Below are 16,247 nucleotides of genomic sequence, written 5' to 3'. Positions count from 1 at the left end.
ACGTGCTCGGTCCCGGTCATCCTCTCCTGACCGCTCACGCGCTGCGCGACGACCCCGTTCGGCTCAACCGCGGGCCGAGAGCCTGCTCAGCGCCGCGCTGCGCACGACCTCCTCGGCGACCTGGGCGATCTTGAGGTTGTGCGAGCGCGACAGCGACCGCAGCTCGCGGAACGACTCGGACACGTGCTGGTGGTGCCGCTCGGCGAGCACGCCCTTGGCCTGCTCGATCAGGACCCGGCTCGACAGCGCGGCCTGGAGCTGGTCGGCCAGGGTCTGCCGGTGCCGGACCGCGCGCTCGGCGTTGATCCCCACCGCGGCCATGTCGGCAGCGGCCTGCACGGCGGCGACCTCGTCGGCGTCGAACGGCCGGTCGGCCACCCGGTACAGGCACACCGCGCCCAGGGGCGCGCCGCGCAGCCGCATCGGGACGGCGTGCGCCTGCCGGAACCCGGCCGCGGTGGCGGCGCCTGCGAGCCCGGACCACCGGGTCACGGGACCGCCGGTGGCCGTCGCGGTGCCGAACGCGATCCCGCCCGGGCCGTGCGCGTGGTGCCGGTCGAACAGCTCGGCCAGCCGCTCGTCGCCCGTGTGGGGGTCCGTCGAGCGAAGGGCGCCGTCGCTGTCGGCGAGGAGCACCGCCGCGGTGTCGGCCACCCCGAGATCGGCGCAGTGGTCGGTGAGACGCCGCAGGTAGGACAGCAGGTCGAAATCCGACCCCAGCGTGTCGGAAAGGTCGATCAGCACATCGGCAAGCCGTGCTCGCGTAGCCATGGTTTCGCGCCTCGCTCGCATTTCTGGAAAGGATCTCAGGTTATGACCCGATCGGTTGTCACCCGAGGACTGCGTGGTGTGTTCTCCCAGTGATACCGTCCTGCCTTGGCCACGCTGTCTGCGGAAGTTCAACGTTTCGTCAACGGGGCGGGGAGTGGAATCCGAGACCCGATCCGACCGGCCCGCGGTCGTGCTCGTCGAGGACGAGCCCGATCTCGCCGCGATGGCCAGGGATTTCCTGGTCCGCGAGGGGTTCCTGGTGCTGCCCGCGGCCGATGTGCGCGCCGGGCTGCGGTTGCTGGAGACCGAGCACGTCGACTTGGTCGTCCTCGACCTCGGCTTACCCGACGGCAACGGGCTCGACCTGCTGCGCGCCGTGCGCGGGCGCGACAACCCGTTGCCGGTGATCGTGGTGACCGGCCGCGGCGAGGAGGCCGACCGGGTCGTCGGGCTCGAGCTCGGCGCCGACGACTACGTCGTGAAGCCCTACTCGCAACGGGAACTGGCCGCGAGGATCCGCGCCGTGCTGCGCCGCAGCACCGCACCGCCGCCCGCGGCGACCGCGATCAGGGTCGGCGGCCTGGTGATCGATACCGGGGCCAGGGAGGTCCGCCGCGCGGGCACCCCCATCGCTCTTACACCGCGCGAGTACGGGCTGGTGGAGTTCCTCGCGAGCGCCCCCGGCCACACCTTCTCCCGCGAACAGCTGCTCGACCACGTGTGGGGCTCGTCGTCGCGCTGGCAGGCACCGACCACAGTGGACGAACACGTCTACCGGGTGCGCCGCAAACTGCTCGCCGCCGGGGTCACCGAGCCCAGGATCACGACCGTGCGCGGTTTCGGCTACCGGCTGGACTCGTGATGGACTTCCGGCTGCTGTTCGAGAGCACGCCATCGCCGTATCTCGTGATCGGCCCCGACCTGGTCATCGTCGAGGTGAATCCCGCGTACCTGGCCGCGACCGCGAAGAAACGCGCGGAACTGGTCGGCACGCACATCTTCACCGCGTTCCCGGACAATCCCGACCTGCTCACCGCGGACGGCGTGCGCAACCTGCGGCGTTCGCTGGAAACGGTGCTCGCGACCGGGCAGCCCGACACCATGCCCATCCAGCGCTACGACATCCCGGTCGGCCCGGACGGCGCGTTCGAGGAACGGCACTGGAGTCCGGTCAACACGCCGGTGACCGGCCCGGACGGCGACATCCGCTGCATTCTGCACCGGGCCGAGGACGTCACCGAGCTGGTCGCCGCCCACCCGCCCGACGAGCGGCTGGAACGGCTGGAGGTCGACCTGTTCGTCCGCTCCCGCGAACTCAAGGCGGCCAACGACCGGCTCGCCGAGGCCGGGGCGGCGCTGCGGCGCGAGCACCAGGCCAAGGACCGGTTCTTCGCCGCGGTCGCGCACGACCTGCGCACGCCGTTGAGCGCGTTGCGCGCCGCGGCCGAGGTGCTGTCCCTCGACGTCGCCGAGCACAGGGCGCTCGGGGTGCTCGACCGCCAGGTCGCCGCGCTGACCCGGATGACCGACGACCTGCTCGACGCGGGTCGGGTGATCACCGGGAACCTGCGGGTCGACCCGCGGCCGCTGGACCTGCGCGAGGTCGTGGCCGACGCGGTGGGGCCGCCGGGGCTGCACGGCCGGGAGGTGCTGGTGTCCGTGCCCGACGAGCCCGTCGTGGTGCTCGGCGACCGGGTGCGGCTGGGCCAGGCCGTCGGCAACCTGCTGTCGAACGCGGTGCGGTACAGCTCGGCGGGGACCCCGGTGCGGGTGGGGCTGGTGGTGGCCGCGGGCACGGCCGAGGTGGCCGTGGTGGACAGCGGGATCGGCTTCGACCCGGCGCTCGCCGAGGTGTTGTTCCAGGACTTCACCCGGGTGGCCGATACCAGGACCGGCGGACTCGGGTTGGGCCTGGCCATCGCGCGTGGGGTGGTCTCGGCACACGGGGGCACGGTGACCGCGCACAGCGACGGAGCGGGCACCGGTGCCCGGTTCGCGCTGCGCCTTCCGCTGTTCGGGTGACACAGTCCATTGCGGAACGCGCTCGGTGTCGTCGCGTCCACACGAGTCGGTAACACCCACAGGGCCTGCGGCGACTACACCATCGCGGCCCTGTCACCCCCCGACGGCAGGGCCGCCTCTTCTTTTCCCGGGTCTGCCTGCCCCTGCTCGACCGGCGCCCGGCACGCGCACCGCCATCACGTCGCCATCGCGAGGCTCCACCACGTTCATGCTTTAGTTGGTTGAAACATGGCAGTCTTCACTCGAAAGTGAAACCAGAGTCACGCTCTGTCGACTTTGGTCACCGTCGGGGAGAGGACATCGCCCATGCGAGCCAGTCGCTGGTCCCTGTTAGCCCTCCTGGCCTCGGTCGCCACCGCCGTGGTGGTACCGCAGGTCGGGTCCGCCGCCGCCGCACCGAGCAGCACTGCCACCGCACCGCAGAGCGCCGCCGCACCGCAGAGCGCTGCCGCCTCGATCACCGTCGCGGCCGCCATCGGCGCCCAGAACGGGTCGTCGGCCACCGTCCGCGGTTACGTCGTCGGCCAGCCCACCGCGACCACCACCGTGGTCCGGTCGAACTACCCGTCCGACTACGCGCTGGCGCTCGCCGACTCCGCCGCCGAGACCAACCACACGCGCATGGTCTACGTGCAGATCACGACCTCGTTCCGGTCGGCCTACGGGCTCAAGACGAACCCGTCACTGCTGGGCGCCCAACTCGACGTCACCGGCTCGCTCAGCGCGTACTTCAGCCACGCGGGCCTGACCTCGACCACCGCCTTCTCGCGCGTCGACACGGTTCCGACCACCACCACTGCGCCGACGACGACCACGGTCCCGCCGACCACCACGGTGCCGCCGACGACCACCGCGCCGTCGGACGCCTACTACCAGGCGGCCATCGGCAAGACCGGCCCCCAGCTCAAGGCCGCGCTGAACCAGATCATCCGGGTCGGCGACAAGCTCAACTACGACCAGGTGTGGACCGCGCTCAAGGCCACCGACCAGGACCCGAACAACGCCAACAACGTCATCCTGCTCTACAGCGGACGTTCGCAGAGCAAGTCGACCAACGGCGGTGGCGCCAACGACTGGAACCGCGAGCACGTGTGGGCCAAGTCCCACGGTGACTTCGGCACCGCCACCGGCCCCGGCACCGACCTGCACCACCTGCGCCCCGAGGACGTCTCGGTCAACTCCAACCGCGGCAACAAGGACTTCGACACCGGCGGCTCGCCCGCGGCCGAGGCGCCGGGCAACTACACCGACGCCGACTCCTGGGAGCCCAGGGACGCGGTCAAGGGCGACGTCGCCCGGATGATCCTCTACATGGACGTCCGCTACGAGGGCGGCGACGGGTACGTCGACCTCGACGTCAACGACAGCGTCAACAACGGCACCCAGCCGCACCACGGCAAGCTGTCCACGCTGCTGCGCTGGCACGCCCAGGACCCGCCGGACGCCTTCGAGAAGCGCCGCAACCAGGTGATCTACGACAGCTACCAGCACAACCGCAACCCGTTCATCGACCACCCGGAGTGGGTGGCCTCGATCTGGGGCTAGGCGTCACCAGGGGCCGCCCGCGTGCCGGGCGGCCCCCGCGCGTCAGAACCTCGAGGCGACCTCGTCGGCGGTGTCGAGCAGCCAGAACTGCCTGCCCTGGTTGGTCTCCTGGCGGAACGCGCGCAGCGGCTCGCTGCGCTCCAGGTGCGCGGAGATGTCGCCGACCACGGCCAGCGGTATCCGGTAGTTCACGAACTTGGCCACGAACGCGCCGAGGAAGCCGCTGCTCAGCGCGAAGAAGCTCGGGTCGAGCCGCTCGGCGGGGAGCACCACCGCGCTCGCCTGCGCGCCCCACGCCTCCCCGATGATGTCGAGGGCGTCCTGCTCACCGGTGAGGACCGGGCCGTCTGCCGCGCAGTGCAGCACCGTCTCGGCGCCGATCCGGGTGACCGTCATTCGCTTGCCCCTCCCTGGTTGGTGACCGCGTCGACCAGCCGCAGCAGCTCGGCGGTGGTGATAAGACCACCGAGCAGCATCACGGTCAGGCTCCCGCGCTCTTCGTCGTAGGAGAGCTGCACCCGCACCCGGTCGCCTGCGGTCCCCGATCCAGCTGCGGCGGTGAGGAGGGTCGCGACCCGGTCCATGTCACCGCGACTGATCGCGTCAACTCGTACCGTTGTCGCTACCTCCACGTGCCGGTGTCTGCGCACGGGAGGCGCGCCTGTCACCGCGTCGAGGTCGGTCCGCGCGATCCGGTACTGCTTCCCGATGCGGACGGCCTTGAGCTTCCCGTCGCGCACGTAGTTGCGCACGGTCCGCACATGTAGTCCGAGCTCCTCGGCGACCTGCTCGACCGACAGCCACTCCATGTTCCCCAAAGTACCGTATGGAGCGGAGCGATAGGGAAGTTTACGGAGTAGTGAGCGCGGTAACGACCTTCTCGACGCGCCGTTGCCGGGTCGCGTCCGTCTTGGCGTCGGTCACCGACAGCACGTGGGCGCGCTGGTGGGAGTACGACAGCTTGTCGAACGCCGCCCGTCCGCCCGCCGCCGCCAACGCCGCCGCCAGGTCTTCCGGCACCTCGACCACGCGCGGCTCGTCGTCGACCTCGATGTCGACCGTCACCGCGTCCCCCGCGGCCACGCCCGCGGCCTTCCGGTTCTCGGCGCTGAGAGGCACGAAGTACCCGTCGCCGTACGGTCCTACCGTCGTCCGGTAGCTGTGACCGCCGACGGTGATCTTTACCGGCAGCCGCTTCTTGGTGCTCAGCGCGGCCACGACCTCCTCGGGCACTCTCAACCCGGTGGCGTTCTTGCCGCCCAACTCGACGCTCGTCTCGAATCGCATGCCGAGAGTATTAACCGGCCGGACGCCCTGGGCGTGGAGGATGCCCGGCATGGACAGCGTCGGACTCGGCACCATCGCCCGCGAGTGGGGCCGGATCGGGTGCATCGGATTCGGTGGCCCGCCCGCGCACATCGCGTTGCTGCGTGACCTGTGCGTCGTACGGCGCCGGTGGCTCAGCGACGCCGAGTTCGAGGACGGTGTCGCGGTCACGAACCTGCTGCCCGGGCCTGCCTCCACCCAGCTCGCCATCCTGTGCGCGTGGCGGCTGCGGGGCGCGGCGGGGGCGATCGTCGGCGGCGTGTGCTTCATCGTCCCGGGCCTGGTCCTGATCATCGCCCTGGCCGTGCTGCTGCTCTCCGAGCACGCGCCCGCGTGGGTGCTCGGCGCCGCCGCGGGCGCCGGGGCCGCGGTGCCCGCCGTTGCCGCGCACGCCGCGTACGGGCTCGTCCCCGGGAGTTGGAAACGGGTCGGCGCGGCGACCGCTGCCAGGGTCCGGTGGATCGCGTACCTGGTGCTCGGCGGGGTGGCGGCAGCGCTGACAGGGCCGTGGCTGGTGTTGGTGCTGGTCGCCGCCGGGGTGGTCGAGATGTCGGTGCGGGTGCCGTCGGACCGGCAGGTGGCGTGGCCGGTGCTCGCGGCGATGCCCGCCGGTGGGGGACTGGTGTGGGTGGCGGCCAAGGTCGGCGCACTGTCTTACGGCGGGGGGTTCGTGATCATCCCGCTGATGCGCGAGGACGCCGTCCACACCTACGGCTGGATGACCGACTCCGAGTTCCTCAACGCTGTCGCGCTCGGTCAGATCACCCCGGGTCCGGTTGTGCAGACCATCGCCGTTGTCGGCTACGCGGCCGCTGGTATCGCCGGAGCCCTCTTGGCCGCTGCCGCCGCGTTCGCCCCATCGTTCGCGTTCGTCCTGCTGGGCGGCCCACGCCTGGAACGCCTCCGCGACAACAAGCGCGCCCAGGCGTTCCTCACCGGAGCGGGCGCCGCCGCGATCGGCGCTATCGCGGGTTCGGTCGTCCCGCTCGCTCTAGCCCTGTCGCAATGGTGGCAGTTCGCGCTGCTCGCTGCCGCGGGCGTGTGGCTGCTCCTGCTGCGCCGAGGCGTTGTCGCCGCGTTGATCGGCTCGGGTGTGGTGGGGGCGTTGGTCAGCCTGCTCTGACGGCGATCCCGTCCAGCAGCACGCCGAGGCCGACCTCGAAGCTCACGCGCGCCTCGTGCTCCATGTACGGCACCGTCTCGTTCGGCTCCTTGTCCGTCTCCAGCCACGTGAGCAGTGGGTACCGGCCGTCGAACCTCGGCGCTACATCGGTCAGTTCCGCCGAGCGCGCGTACCACCACACATCGTCGGTTTGCCCTGTCTCACGGGCGGCCCGCCGGGAGTCGTTGACCATTGCCGCCGCGCCCTGCACGAGATAGGTCAGGCTGCTCACGACCCCCCGCGCTACCGGGGCGCTCAGACCGGCAGGCTTGAGCACGCGCAACAGCCGTTCGGTCGAGTCCAGCTCGTTAGGCCCCAGAACCGGTCGCGCCATCGACACGTGCAAGACCCACGGGTGGCGCAGGTAGAACTCCCACCGCTCCTCGGCCCAGGCCGTGATCCCGGCCCGCCAGTCGTCGACGACATCGGCGGTCAGCTCGCCGTGCACGTGGTCGTACATGAGGTCGAGCAGCTCGGCCTTGTCCGCGACGTAGGTGTAGAGCGCCATCGCGGTGCGGCCGAGGCGTTCGCCGACCGCGCGCATGGACAACCCGGCCATGCCCTCCTCGTCGGCGACCGCCACCGCGGCCTCGATGACCGCCTCCACGGTCAACGTCGGCCGCGGTCCAGGGCGCACCGGGGCGGCGGCCTGGCCGCGCCAGAGCAGGGCCATCGTCCGACGGGGATCGCCCTGTGCGGCGAACACCACCACGCACCATCTCCTTATAGCGTAAAGTGACCGGGCCGACCTTAGTTTACCGCGTAAGGAATCACCGCATGCAGCACGTTCACCCCGCGGACAGCCACGACGTCATCCAGGTCAGGGGGGCACGGGAGAACAACCTCGCCGACATCTCCCTCGACCTGCCCAAGCGCAGGCTCACCGTGTTCACCGGCGTGTCCGGCTCCGGCAAGTCGTCGCTGGTGTTCGGCACCATCGCCGCCGAGTCCCAGCGCATGATCAACGAGACCTACCCCGCGTTCGTCCAGTCGTTCATGCCCAGCCAGGGCAGGCCGGACGTGGACGCGCTGCACAACCTCAGCGCCGCGATCATCGTCGACCAGGAGCGGATGGGCGCCAACGCCCGCTCCACCGTCGGCACCGCCACCGACGCGTTCACCATGGTGCGGATCCTGTTCTCCCGCCTGGGCACCCCGCACATCGGCGGCGCGGGCGCGTTCAGCTTCAACGGGCCCGAGGGCATGTGCCCGGAGTGCGAGGGCCTCGGCCGGGTGTCCGCGATCGACATCGACGAGCTCGTCGACCGCGACCTGTCGCTCAACGAGGGCGCGATCACCGCGCCCAACTTCGCCGTCGACTCCTGGTACTGGCAGGCGTTCGTCCAGTCCGGCCTGCTCGACGCCGACAAGAAGGTCCGCGACTACACCGCGACCGAGCTGGCCGACTTCCTGCACAAGCCCGCCACGAAGATCAAGACCGGCACGATGAACCTCACCTACGAGGGCCTGGTCGTCAAGGTGCAGCGGCTCTACCTGAGCAAGGAACGCGACTCGATGCAGTCGCACATCCGCGCCTTCGTCGACCGCGCGGCCACCTTCGCCACCTGCGGGGCCTGCCACGGCGCCCGGCTCAACCCCGCCGCGCTCTCGGTCACCATCGACGGCCGCACCATCGCCGACTGCGCCGCGATGCAGATCAGCGACCTCGCCGCGTTCGTCGGCAAGGTCGAAGACCCGTCGGTCGGGCCGCTGCTCGCCGTGCTGCGCGGCACGCTCGACTCCCTTGTCGAGATCGGGTTGGGCTACCTGAGCCTGGATCGCGAATCGGGCACCCTCTCCGGCGGCGAGTCGCAGCGCGTGAAGATGGTGCGGCACCTCGGGTCCAGCCTCACCGACGTCACCTACGTGTTCGACGAGCCCACCGTGGGCCTGCACCCGCACGACATCGCCAGGATGAACGACCTGCTGCTGCGGTTGCGCGACAAGGGCAACACGGTGCTGGTCGTCGAGCACAAGCCCGAGGTCATCCGGATCGCCGACCACGTCGTCGACCTCGGCCCCGGCGCGGGCACCAACGGCGGCACCCTCTGCTACAGCGGCGACTTCGCGGGCCTGACCACCTCCGACACCCTCACCGGCCGCCACCTCGGGCACCGCGCGCGCCTGCGCCCGACCCCGCGTACCGCGACCGGCCAGATCCCGATCCGCGGCGCCAGTACGCACAACCTGGACAACGTCGACGTGGACGTCCCCCTCGGCGTGCTCACCGTCGTCACGGGTGTGGCCGGGTCCGGCAAGAGCTCGCTCATCCACGGCTCGCTGTCCAAGCGGCCCGGGGTGGTCGTGGTCGACCAGTCCGCCATCCGCGGCTCCCGGCGCAGCAACCCGGCCACCTACACCGGCCTGCTCGACCCGATCCGCACCGCGTTCGCCAAGGCCAACGGCGTCAAACCCGCCCTGTTCAGCGCCAACTCCGAGGGCGCGTGCCCGACCTGCAAGGGCATCGGGCTGGTGTACACCGACCTGGCGATGATGGCCGGGGTCGCCTCGGTGTGCGAGGACTGCGACGGCAGGCGGTTCACCCCGCAGGTGTTGGCGCACAAGCTCGACGGCCGCTCGATCAGCGACGTCCTGGCCATGTCCATCGCCGAGGCGCACGACTTCCTCACGGTGCCCGCGGGCCGCAGGATCCTGGACCGGCTCGTCGACGTCGGCCTCGGCTACCTCAGCCTCGGCCAACCGCTGACCACCCTGTCCGGCGGCGAGCGGCAGCGGCTCAAGCTCGCGATCCGCATGGCGGAGAAGGGATCCACCTACGTGCTCGACGAGCCGACCACCGGCCTGCACCTCGCCGACGTCGACCAACTGCTCGGGCTGCTCGACCGGCTGGTCGACGACGGCAACACGGTCGTGGTCATCGAGCACCACCAGGCGGTGATGGCGCACGCCGACTGGATCATCGACCTCGGGCCGGGCGCCGGGCACGACGGCGGCCGGGTCGTGTTCACCGGCACCCCCGCCCAGCTCGTCGACAGCGCGGACACGCTGACCGCCCGGCACCTGCGCGAGTACGTGACCACTGTGGCCTGCTGACCCGCACAGGCCCGCCAGCCCCTTACGGTGGACCGGTCAGGTGAGCCTGCCGGTGGCCTGGACCCGGTGCGTACCATGGGAAGGGGCCCAGGGCGAGGAGGCGCGCGTGGACGGCATCGGCATCTCCGTGACGCTCGACGGGGGCCACCTGTCGGTCACCCCGACCAACGCCGTCGGCAGGCTGGCGCTGGGCGGCGGGCCGCTCACCGTCGACCTGCGCGACATCGCGGCGGTCACCGTGCACGAGGCGGGGCCGCTGCGCAACGGTCGGCTCGACCTGCGGCTGCGCGACGGCCGCAGCTACCAGTTGGCGTTCACCCGGGCGCACCAGGACGATTTCGCCCGTCTGCAAGGCATCCTCGTCGCGCGACGGGGGCCGCAGGTTCCGTTGCCCCGTGCGGCGGACCTAGCGCCTCCGTTGCGCGGGCACGGTTTCTTCAACGTGCCGGTGTTAGAGGAGACCGCGGTGGTTCGCGCCCTCTGTGGTCCCGCGCCGACGGGGGAGAGGGCCTCCGAGGCGGAGCTGCGACTTCGGGACGACCACGTGCAGGTCTTGGTCGAGGGCTACGCGGTGGGAGTCCTGTCGACAGCGGCCGCTTATGCCTACCGGGTCCCGCTGGAGCGCGTCGGCGGCTCTGGTCGGTGCCGTGTTCGATTGTGGTGGACTCGGGAGCACCCCGAGTTCGCCTGTTCGGTGGCGCTCGACCTCGCCGAGCCGGAGTTCGCGCTGCCGCTCAACACCGTCGACCCGCTCGCGCCGCACCTGCCGCCCGGTCGGCCGTTCCAGCTGACCGGGGAGCGCGAGCACCTCGACGTGCTGGTGCCGCTGATGGACTCGGCCTACCTGCCCGGCAAGGCGCTGGTGGTCGCGAGCCTGCACCTGGTCGAGCGGGCCGGGCCGCGCTCGACCAGCGTGGTGGTGGCGCTGCGGGTGGACGGGCGCGACATCGGCGAGCTGGGCAGGCAGACCTCGGGGCGGTTCCGGCCGCTGGTCGGCCCGCTGGAGGAGGCGGGCCTGCCCTGCCACGCGGACGTGGTGCTCGTCGGCAACGCCATCGCGGTCGAGGGCAAGGCGCTGCTCACCCCGCCCGAGGAGCTGCCGGACGAGTTCATCCAGCGTGTCCGGGGCCTTCTTCGCGCCTGAGCATGGTGATCAACCGGTCCAGGACCGCGCCGTCGCTGACCCGCAGCCCGTCGTGCTCGTACTCGGCGGTGAGCCAGGACCGGGTGCCCGCGATCGTGCGCGCGGTGTCCAGCGACAGCTCACGCGCCACGTACATGTCGTCGTTGTAGACCGCGGCCGCGACCGGGACGGTGTTCGCCTTGAGCCGGTCGATGTCGTAGAGCTGCGGCCAGGTGTCTTCGGCCGCGACGAGGTGCGCGGCGTCGCGGAACGGCTCTAGCGCGGGATCGCTGTCGAACAGGGCCGGGTACACCATCTCGCCGGTGAACAGCAGCGGGTCGTCGTTGCCGAACTCGGGGAACTCTTGCCGTACCCGCTGCGCGGACCACTGTGTGGCGCCATGACCGCGGGCGTAAGAGGCTTCGTGCAGCAGGAAGTACAACGGTGCTGTGCTGGCCCAGGAGAGCTCGCGTTCGACATCGGTGAGGAACGCGTCCGCGAGGTGGTTGCCGTCGAAGGGTGCTTCCAGCAGGTAGTGCAGACGGCTGCTTCCCGTTGATGAGCCAAGGAGATTTCCCAGCCCCTGGAAGGCTTCTACCGTAAGAGGGCGCCCGGTGGGGAGGAGGACGGTGTTGTCCTTGAGGAAGCGTGCGACCGTGCTGGCTCGTTCGACGTCTTCGGGGAAGCGCTTGTAGTGCGCGATGTTCTTGCCTACGACTGTCTTGTAGAGCATGCGGTAGATCTCGTCCGCTGTGGACTCCAGTGGGGGGAGGCCACCGGTGATGAGGACTTCCGCGAGTGCCTCTGGCGCGAACGAGAGGTACGTGACGGCGCAGTAGCCGCCGAAGCTCTGGCCGAGGACACTCCACCGGTCGACCGCAAGCGCTTGCCGGATGGCTTCGGCGTCCTTGACGATGGAGTCGGCGCGGAAGTGCTTGAGGTAGTCGACCTGCTGCCTAGGGCTGCCTTGTAGCGCAAGGGAATGCCGGGTGACCGGAGTGGACCTACCGGTGCCGCGCTGGTCTAGCAGCAAGAGGCGGTACTCGGCCAAGGCCCGTGTGATCCAGCCTTCGCCGCCCAGCGGCCGCGGTGAGGGGAAGCCGGGGCCGCCGTTGAGGTAGAGAAGGTAAGGGAGGTCTGTGCGGCCTCTGATGACCTCTCGCGCGTAGAGCTCGATTGTGGGGCCGCTGGGGTTCGCGTGGTCTAGCGGGACCGTGAAGGTGCGGTCGATGTTCATGCCGTGCCCGCGCTCTGCCACGCGGCCACACTGGCGGCCGTCTGCTCGCGCGTTCGGCCTACCTTGGTCCAGCCGCTGTCTGTCGCTAGAGCCGCCTCGTCGTCGCCCAGGTCGGCGGCGCCGGTGAGAGCGGGGTAGCGGGTGGTGAGGTCGCCGAGGTAGGCGAGAACCAGGTCGTCCGCTTCGTAACCACGCTCGTCGAGGACGTCGTAGAGGCCCTCACCCCTGGCGACCACCAGCGGCGCGCGCCTGTTGTCCACAATGGACTGCGTGGTGAGCGTCCACGCGTCCGGGCTGACCGGGAACGGGTAGTCCGCCCCGAGTTCGCCGACCAGCCGCCAGGCCCCCGCGGGCTGCTCCCCGACCGGCGCCCACCCCCGCGGCTGCGACACCCGCACGTCCTCGTCGGCGCCCTCGTCCCACGGCCACCGCCCCTCGCCATCCGGCCACACCAACTGCGACACCGGCACCGTCTCCCCGTAGAAGTGCCGCGCCGCCCCGAACACCCCCGCGAACCACGACCCGTCCATCGCCCGCAACCGAGTGGGGACCCCATCGATCACCCCGCCGAACTCCCCCTCCGGCCACCCCCGCTCCAGCCCGAGCTCGACACACCGCCCCACCCACTCCAGCATGTCCTCCCCGTCGAGCCCGAACATCGCGACCTCGGCCACCCCCACACTGTGCCGAAGCCCCACCGTGTGCACGATGTCGAACTGAGCCCCCGAAACCCCGACAACCCCCCACCCAAACTCCTCGACGGCCGCCAACACCTCGGAGAACGACTCATCCCGTTCCCCCACGCACAACTGACACCGACACTCCACGCCCGGACTGTACCGACCCCCACCCCCACCGACCCCGTTCCCGCTTGCCAGTCCACCCCGGCAGCCCTGCGCACGCCCCAACTACGCTCGGTGCCCACGAAGGTCGTCAGCGCCTAGGACCTCCCCAGCACCCGCGCCGCGCCCGTTGTCTCAGGCATTCCCCATATCCCCGGAAGTGAGCCGAAGGCTGGTTCGAGCCCCTGGGGGACGCCGCGCGAATGCCGATGGGGCCGCCTGAGAAACTCGGGCGGCCCCATCGGGGATTTTCACCAGCCGCGCGAGCGCCACTCGGTCAGGTGTGGGCGTTGTTCGCCCAGTGTCGAGTCGTCGCCGTGGCCTGGGTAGAACCAGGTTGAGTCCGGGAGTTCGGCGAAGACGCGGGATTCTACGTCGTCGAGCAGTGAGGTGAAGTTCTCCGGGGTGGACGTCTTGCCGACGCCGCCTGGGAAGAGGGAGTCGCCGGTGAAGAGGTGGGCGGTGCCGGTTGGGTCGCGGTAGAGGAGGGCGATGGAGCCGGGGGTGTGGCCGCGGAGGTGGATGACCTCGAGGGTGACCTCGCCCACTGGAATCGTGTCGCCGTGTTCGACGAGGACGTCCGGTGGTACTGGCAGGGGGTCGGCGTCGAGGGGGTGAGCGATGGTGTTGGCTCCGAAAGCGCCCGCGGTGGCGCCGAGGCCCTGCCAGTGATCGGCGTGCTGGTGGGTGGTGACGATGGTGCGCAGCGTCGGGCGGTCCTGGCCGTAGCCGATCAGGTCCGACAGGCGTTGCGGGTCGTTGGCCGCGTCCACCAGGAGTGCCTCGCGCGTGGCGCGGCAGGTGAGGAGGTAGGCGTTGTTGTCCATCGGGCCGACCGAGAGCTTCGTGATGGTCAGCGCGGGGAGGGTGCGCCTGCTGGCTGCACCGCCGGGCTCGACGTGCCCGGTGTAGTCGTCGACGAGGTCCACGGGCGCCGACGGTACCTCCTCCGGCAGTCCCGGGTACCGCCCCTTATCCTGTTATCAGAGCGTGACCTGAAACCGACCCCTGTCGCCGGAAACCTGTGAGCTCGTGCTGACACCTGAGACAGCGAACCAGAAGCGGTCCCCGCGCAAGATCAGCTGGGACGTGCTGCGCGTGGTGGCCGTGTACACGGTCGTCGTCCAGCACATCACCCACCAGTCGCCGATCAACCACGCGGAACTCGGGCCGTACCCCTTCGTGCTCCCGTTGCAGTTCGGCGCGAGCACCCTGTTGGTGATCTCCGCGTTCTTCGTCTGCGTGACCGTACGCCGCGGGGCCACCAAGCGCTGGTTGTGGAACCGCGTCTCGCGTCTGCTCCCGGCCTACCTCGTCGCGGTAGTCATCACCTACGCCGTCTCCCGGGCTGTCGCCACCTCGTTCGGTTGGTACCTACCGACCCACACCGACCTGGTCGCGAACTTACTTCTTATCCAAGCCTGGGCACCGGATTTCCACTGGGTGGACGCCTCTTACTGGACGTTGCCCGTGCAGCTCATGTCGTTCCTGATCGCCGCGCTGCTGTGGCCGAGGGGCCTGATGCGCGGCAAGGCCATCCCGGTCACGTTGTGGTCGCTGGTCGTGGTCCCGCTCGTGATCCGCTTCGTGTGGCGCCACGACGACGCCGCGCAGTGGGTCAAGTCCCTGTTCGACGGGCTGGCGCTGCACCGGGTCGCGCTCTTCGGGGTCGGTGTGGCGATCTGGCTGTGGACCCGGCACCGGATGTCCGGCGCGCACCTCGCGGCCTACCTGGTCGCGGTGCTCGTCGCCCAGGACGCGCACTCCTACTTCGTCGACACCCCGTCCACGATCGCCTTCGGTGTGGTCCTGGTGGGCATCGTCGCGGCCGCCGGCGGGCCGGACTGGGCGATCCTCAACGGCCTGGGCAGGCCGATCCGCTGGCTCGCGGGGATCTCCTTCGGTGTGTACCTCGTGCACCAGGAGCTCGGCTTCGTGCTGGCCAGGTACCTGCTCGACAAGGGCATCGGACCGTGGGGTCGCCTGCTGGCCTGCGTGGCGATGGCGCTGCTGCTCGGCTGGGCGATCACCAAGCTGGTCGAGCAGCCCGCGCACCGCTGGCTCACCACCAGGGGGCCGACCGCGTGGGCGTGGCTGCGCGCCCGGCCTCAGCCCCAGGAGCCCAGCTCCGGCGGCGTCCCGGTCAGCCCGCTGCCGTCGGACCTGCCCGCCAGCCACCCCAGGACCGCGGGCGCGGGCCCGGTGACCTCCCGCGAGCTCGAGTGGGTGGCGATGGCCAGCTCCCAGGTGCGCTGACGCCCGTCCGGCAGGTCCGCGACCAGCCGCAGCGGGAGGCCGTCGGTGTGCGCCCGGTACGGCCGGACCGCCAGGTCCAGCAGCCGGTCGAGGTGACCGGCGGGGATGTCGGCGTACCCGGTGCCCGCGTCCAGGTCGACCAGGTGGTTCCACGCCTCGAACAGCGCGAGCTCGGGGACCTCCGCCGCGGGCAGCGTCCGGCCGGAGGGGTGGACGACGATCGCGGCCCAGTCGCCCTCACCCAGACGAGCGATGGCGGTGTGGAATCGGTCACACGCGGCGTAGAGGTCCTCGCGGATCACCTGCGCGACCCTGGTCGAGCCGTCCTCGATGTCGGCGTCCCGGTCGGCGCGGCTGGTGTACGCCGGGTGCTCCACCCCGGTCCGCGCCCAGGTCAGCAGGTTGACCAGCGCGTCGGCGTTGCGCGCGAGGTGGCTGACCACGTGCGCCCTGCTCCAGCCGGGCAGCAGGCTGGGCTCGCGGAACGCCGGGTCGGGCAGGTCGGCCACCACCCGGTGCAGCACCGCCCACGCCTCGCGGACGCCCTGGTGCGCGGCCTGCGCCCGGCCGACCCCGTCGGATCGGCGCTGACCAGGCAGTCCGGGCTGTTCGGTGCCGGCTCCAGCGGTCTCGGTCGTGCTCGTGGACGTGTTGGACACGGTCATACCCACCCCCGACTGGTGCTGCTGGTGTGATCGGAGCAACGCGCTCCGGCCTCCAGCGTAAGCCGGTCCGCTACCGCTGGGTACCTCCGTCGCGGGTGCACGGGCGAGGTCGGTCCGCGAGAATTGTCGGTGCCCCCGTCTAGCATCCCCAACGCCACTTCCGTAACCATCGCTCTAGGGTTGTTCCGCAGGTCGAGCACGGTCCGTGCCCGGTGCTTCCACGCCACCGGGTGGCGTCGGCCGC

General features: G+C 70.7%; 15 protein-coding genes and 2 pseudogenes. 8 read left to right on the top strand and 9 right to left on the bottom strand.

What is annotated here, in order from left to right:
* Nucleotides 1-63 precede the first annotated feature (63 nt).
* A complete protein-coding gene (locus CLV68_RS19030) occupies nt 64-771 on the bottom strand; it encodes a GAF and ANTAR domain-containing protein (RefSeq protein WP_170224442.1) in 708 nt (235 codons plus the stop codon).
* 154 nt (nt 772-925) lie between these two features.
* Here CLV68_RS19030 and CLV68_RS19025 point away from each other — a divergent pair, with 154 nt between their 5' ends.
* The 4 genes and pseudogenes from CLV68_RS19025 (at nt 926) to CLV68_RS34785 (ending at nt 4,338) form a co-directional block, all read left to right on the top strand.
* Nucleotides 926-1,633 (top strand): response regulator transcription factor, encoded by a 708-nt coding sequence (locus CLV68_RS19025; RefSeq protein WP_121392151.1) that lies wholly within the window; start codon nt 926-928, stop codon nt 1,631-1,633.
* Nucleotides 1,633-2,793: a sensor histidine kinase gene (locus CLV68_RS19020; RefSeq protein ID WP_147460064.1), complete on the top strand. Its 1,161-nt coding sequence runs from the start codon at nt 1,633-1,635 to the stop codon at nt 2,791-2,793. Before CLV68_RS19025 ends, CLV68_RS19020 begins: the two co-directional genes overlap by 1 nt.
* 306 nt (nt 2,794-3,099) lie before the next feature.
* Nucleotides 3,100-3,549: pseudogene (locus tag CLV68_RS35265) on the top strand (DUF6359 domain-containing protein); the annotation flags it as partial.
* Nucleotides 3,538-4,338, top strand: a complete 801-nt coding sequence (locus tag CLV68_RS34785; RefSeq protein WP_425454868.1) for an endonuclease I family protein — start codon at nt 3,538-3,540, stop codon at nt 4,336-4,338. The pseudogene CLV68_RS35265 and the gene CLV68_RS34785, both read left to right, overlap by 12 nt.
* A gap of 42 nt (nt 4,339-4,380) precedes the next feature.
* Here the strand turns inward: CLV68_RS34785 and CLV68_RS19010 are convergent, their stop codons facing one another.
* The 3 genes from CLV68_RS19010 to CLV68_RS19000 are packed head-to-tail and all read right to left on the bottom strand — an operon-like array spanning nt 4,381 to nt 5,625.
* Complete coding sequence (locus tag CLV68_RS19010) at nt 4,381-4,734, bottom strand: DUF4180 domain-containing protein (protein ID WP_121392148.1); 354 nt, start codon at nt 4,732-4,734, stop codon at nt 4,381-4,383.
* On the bottom strand, nt 4,731-5,147 hold the full coding sequence (locus tag CLV68_RS19005; protein WP_121392147.1) for a helix-turn-helix domain-containing protein: 417 nt from the start codon (nt 5,145-5,147) through the stop codon (nt 4,731-4,733). Before CLV68_RS19005 ends, CLV68_RS19010 begins: the two co-directional genes overlap by 4 nt.
* 40 nt (nt 5,148-5,187) lie before the next feature.
* Entirely contained in the window at nt 5,188-5,625 is a 438-nt protein-coding gene (locus tag CLV68_RS19000) for a YdeI/OmpD-associated family protein (RefSeq protein WP_121392146.1), read from the bottom strand.
* Nucleotides 5,626-5,674: 49 nt separating this feature from the next.
* Between CLV68_RS19000 and chrA the strand changes: the two genes are divergently transcribed.
* On the top strand, nt 5,675-6,787 hold the full coding sequence (gene chrA, locus CLV68_RS18995) for a chromate efflux transporter (RefSeq protein WP_121392145.1): 1,113 nt from the start codon (nt 5,675-5,677) through the stop codon (nt 6,785-6,787).
* Here chrA and CLV68_RS18990 read toward each other — a convergent pair.
* Nucleotides 6,774-7,538 carry a TetR/AcrR family transcriptional regulator gene (locus CLV68_RS18990; RefSeq protein ID WP_121392144.1) on the bottom strand — a complete coding sequence of 255 codons (765 nt, stop codon included), beginning with the start codon at nt 7,536-7,538 and terminating at the stop codon, nt 6,774-6,776. The two genes, chrA and CLV68_RS18990, sit on opposite strands and share 14 nt — an antisense overlap.
* A 65-nt stretch (nt 7,539-7,603) precedes the next feature.
* On the opposite strand from CLV68_RS18990, the gene CLV68_RS18985 reads away from it, so the two are divergent.
* Nucleotides 7,604-9,880, top strand: a complete 2,277-nt coding sequence (locus CLV68_RS18985) for an excinuclease ABC subunit UvrA (protein ID WP_121392143.1) — start codon at nt 7,604-7,606, stop codon at nt 9,878-9,880.
* A 106-nt stretch (nt 9,881-9,986) separates the two neighbouring features.
* Nucleotides 9,987-11,024 carry a DUF4429 domain-containing protein gene (locus tag CLV68_RS18980; protein WP_121392142.1) on the top strand — a complete coding sequence of 346 codons (1,038 nt, stop codon included), beginning with the start codon at nt 9,987-9,989 and terminating at the stop codon, nt 11,022-11,024.
* On the opposite strand, the gene CLV68_RS18975 is transcribed toward CLV68_RS18980, so the two are convergent.
* The 3 genes from CLV68_RS18975 to CLV68_RS18965 form a co-directional block, all read right to left on the bottom strand.
* The gene (locus CLV68_RS18975; RefSeq protein ID WP_246009970.1) at nt 10,990-12,261 is read right to left on the bottom strand and encodes an alpha/beta fold hydrolase; all 1,272 of its coding nucleotides are present in this window, start codon (nt 12,259-12,261) and stop codon (nt 10,990-10,992) included. The two genes, CLV68_RS18980 and CLV68_RS18975, sit on opposite strands and share 35 nt — an antisense overlap.
* Nucleotides 12,237-13,013: a DUF4262 domain-containing protein gene (locus CLV68_RS18970; protein WP_281274680.1), complete on the bottom strand. Its 777-nt coding sequence runs from the start codon at nt 13,011-13,013 to the stop codon at nt 12,237-12,239. The genes CLV68_RS18975 and CLV68_RS18970 overlap by 25 nt, the downstream gene beginning before the upstream one ends.
* Nucleotides 13,014-13,333: 320 nt before the next feature.
* Nucleotides 13,334-14,011, bottom strand: a complete 678-nt coding sequence (locus CLV68_RS18965; protein WP_121392140.1) for an MBL fold metallo-hydrolase — start codon at nt 14,009-14,011, stop codon at nt 13,334-13,336.
* Between the two features lie 103 nt (nt 14,012-14,114).
* Here CLV68_RS18965 and CLV68_RS18960 point away from each other — a divergent pair, with 103 nt between their 5' ends.
* Nucleotides 14,115-15,338, top strand: coding sequence for an acyltransferase family protein (locus CLV68_RS18960; protein WP_246009969.1), 1,224 nt, complete (start codon nt 14,115-14,117; stop codon nt 15,336-15,338).
* Here CLV68_RS18960 and CLV68_RS18955 read toward each other — a convergent pair.
* A pseudogene (locus tag CLV68_RS18955) lies at nt 15,305-16,003 on the bottom strand (maleylpyruvate isomerase N-terminal domain-containing protein); the annotation flags it as partial. The gene CLV68_RS18960 and the pseudogene CLV68_RS18955 sit on opposite strands and share 34 nt — an antisense overlap.
* Between the last annotated feature and the right edge of the window lie 244 nt (nt 16,004-16,247).

This window comes from Actinokineospora cianjurensis (assembly GCF_003663795.1).
Taxonomy (GTDB): Bacteria; Actinomycetota; Actinomycetes; order Mycobacteriales; family Pseudonocardiaceae; genus Actinokineospora; species Actinokineospora terrae.
The sequence above is the reverse complement of the archived record's forward strand: the minus strand, read 5'-3'. Positions and strand labels throughout refer to the sequence as shown.

Coding starts and splice junctions, on each gene's coding strand:
- CLV68_RS18985 (WP_121392143.1), top strand. CDS start 7,604: ATGCAGCACGTTCACCCCGCGGACAGCCACGACGTCATCCAGGTCAGG.
- chrA (WP_121392145.1), top strand. CDS start 5,675: ATGGACAGCGTCGGACTCGGCACCATCGCCCGCGAGTGGGGCCGGATC.
- CLV68_RS19030 (WP_170224442.1), bottom strand. CDS start 771: ATGGCTACGCGAGCACGGCTTGCCGATGTGCTGATCGACCTTTCCGAC.
- CLV68_RS19000 (WP_121392146.1), bottom strand. CDS start 5,625: ATGCGATTCGAGACGAGCGTCGAGTTGGGCGGCAAGAACGCCACCGGG.
- CLV68_RS19010 (WP_121392148.1), bottom strand. CDS start 4,734: ATGACGGTCACCCGGATCGGCGCCGAGACGGTGCTGCACTGCGCGGCA.
- CLV68_RS19005 (WP_121392147.1), bottom strand. CDS start 5,147: ATGGAGTGGCTGTCGGTCGAGCAGGTCGCCGAGGAGCTCGGACTACAT.
- CLV68_RS19020 (WP_147460064.1), top strand. CDS start 1,633: ATGGACTTCCGGCTGCTGTTCGAGAGCACGCCATCGCCGTATCTCGTG.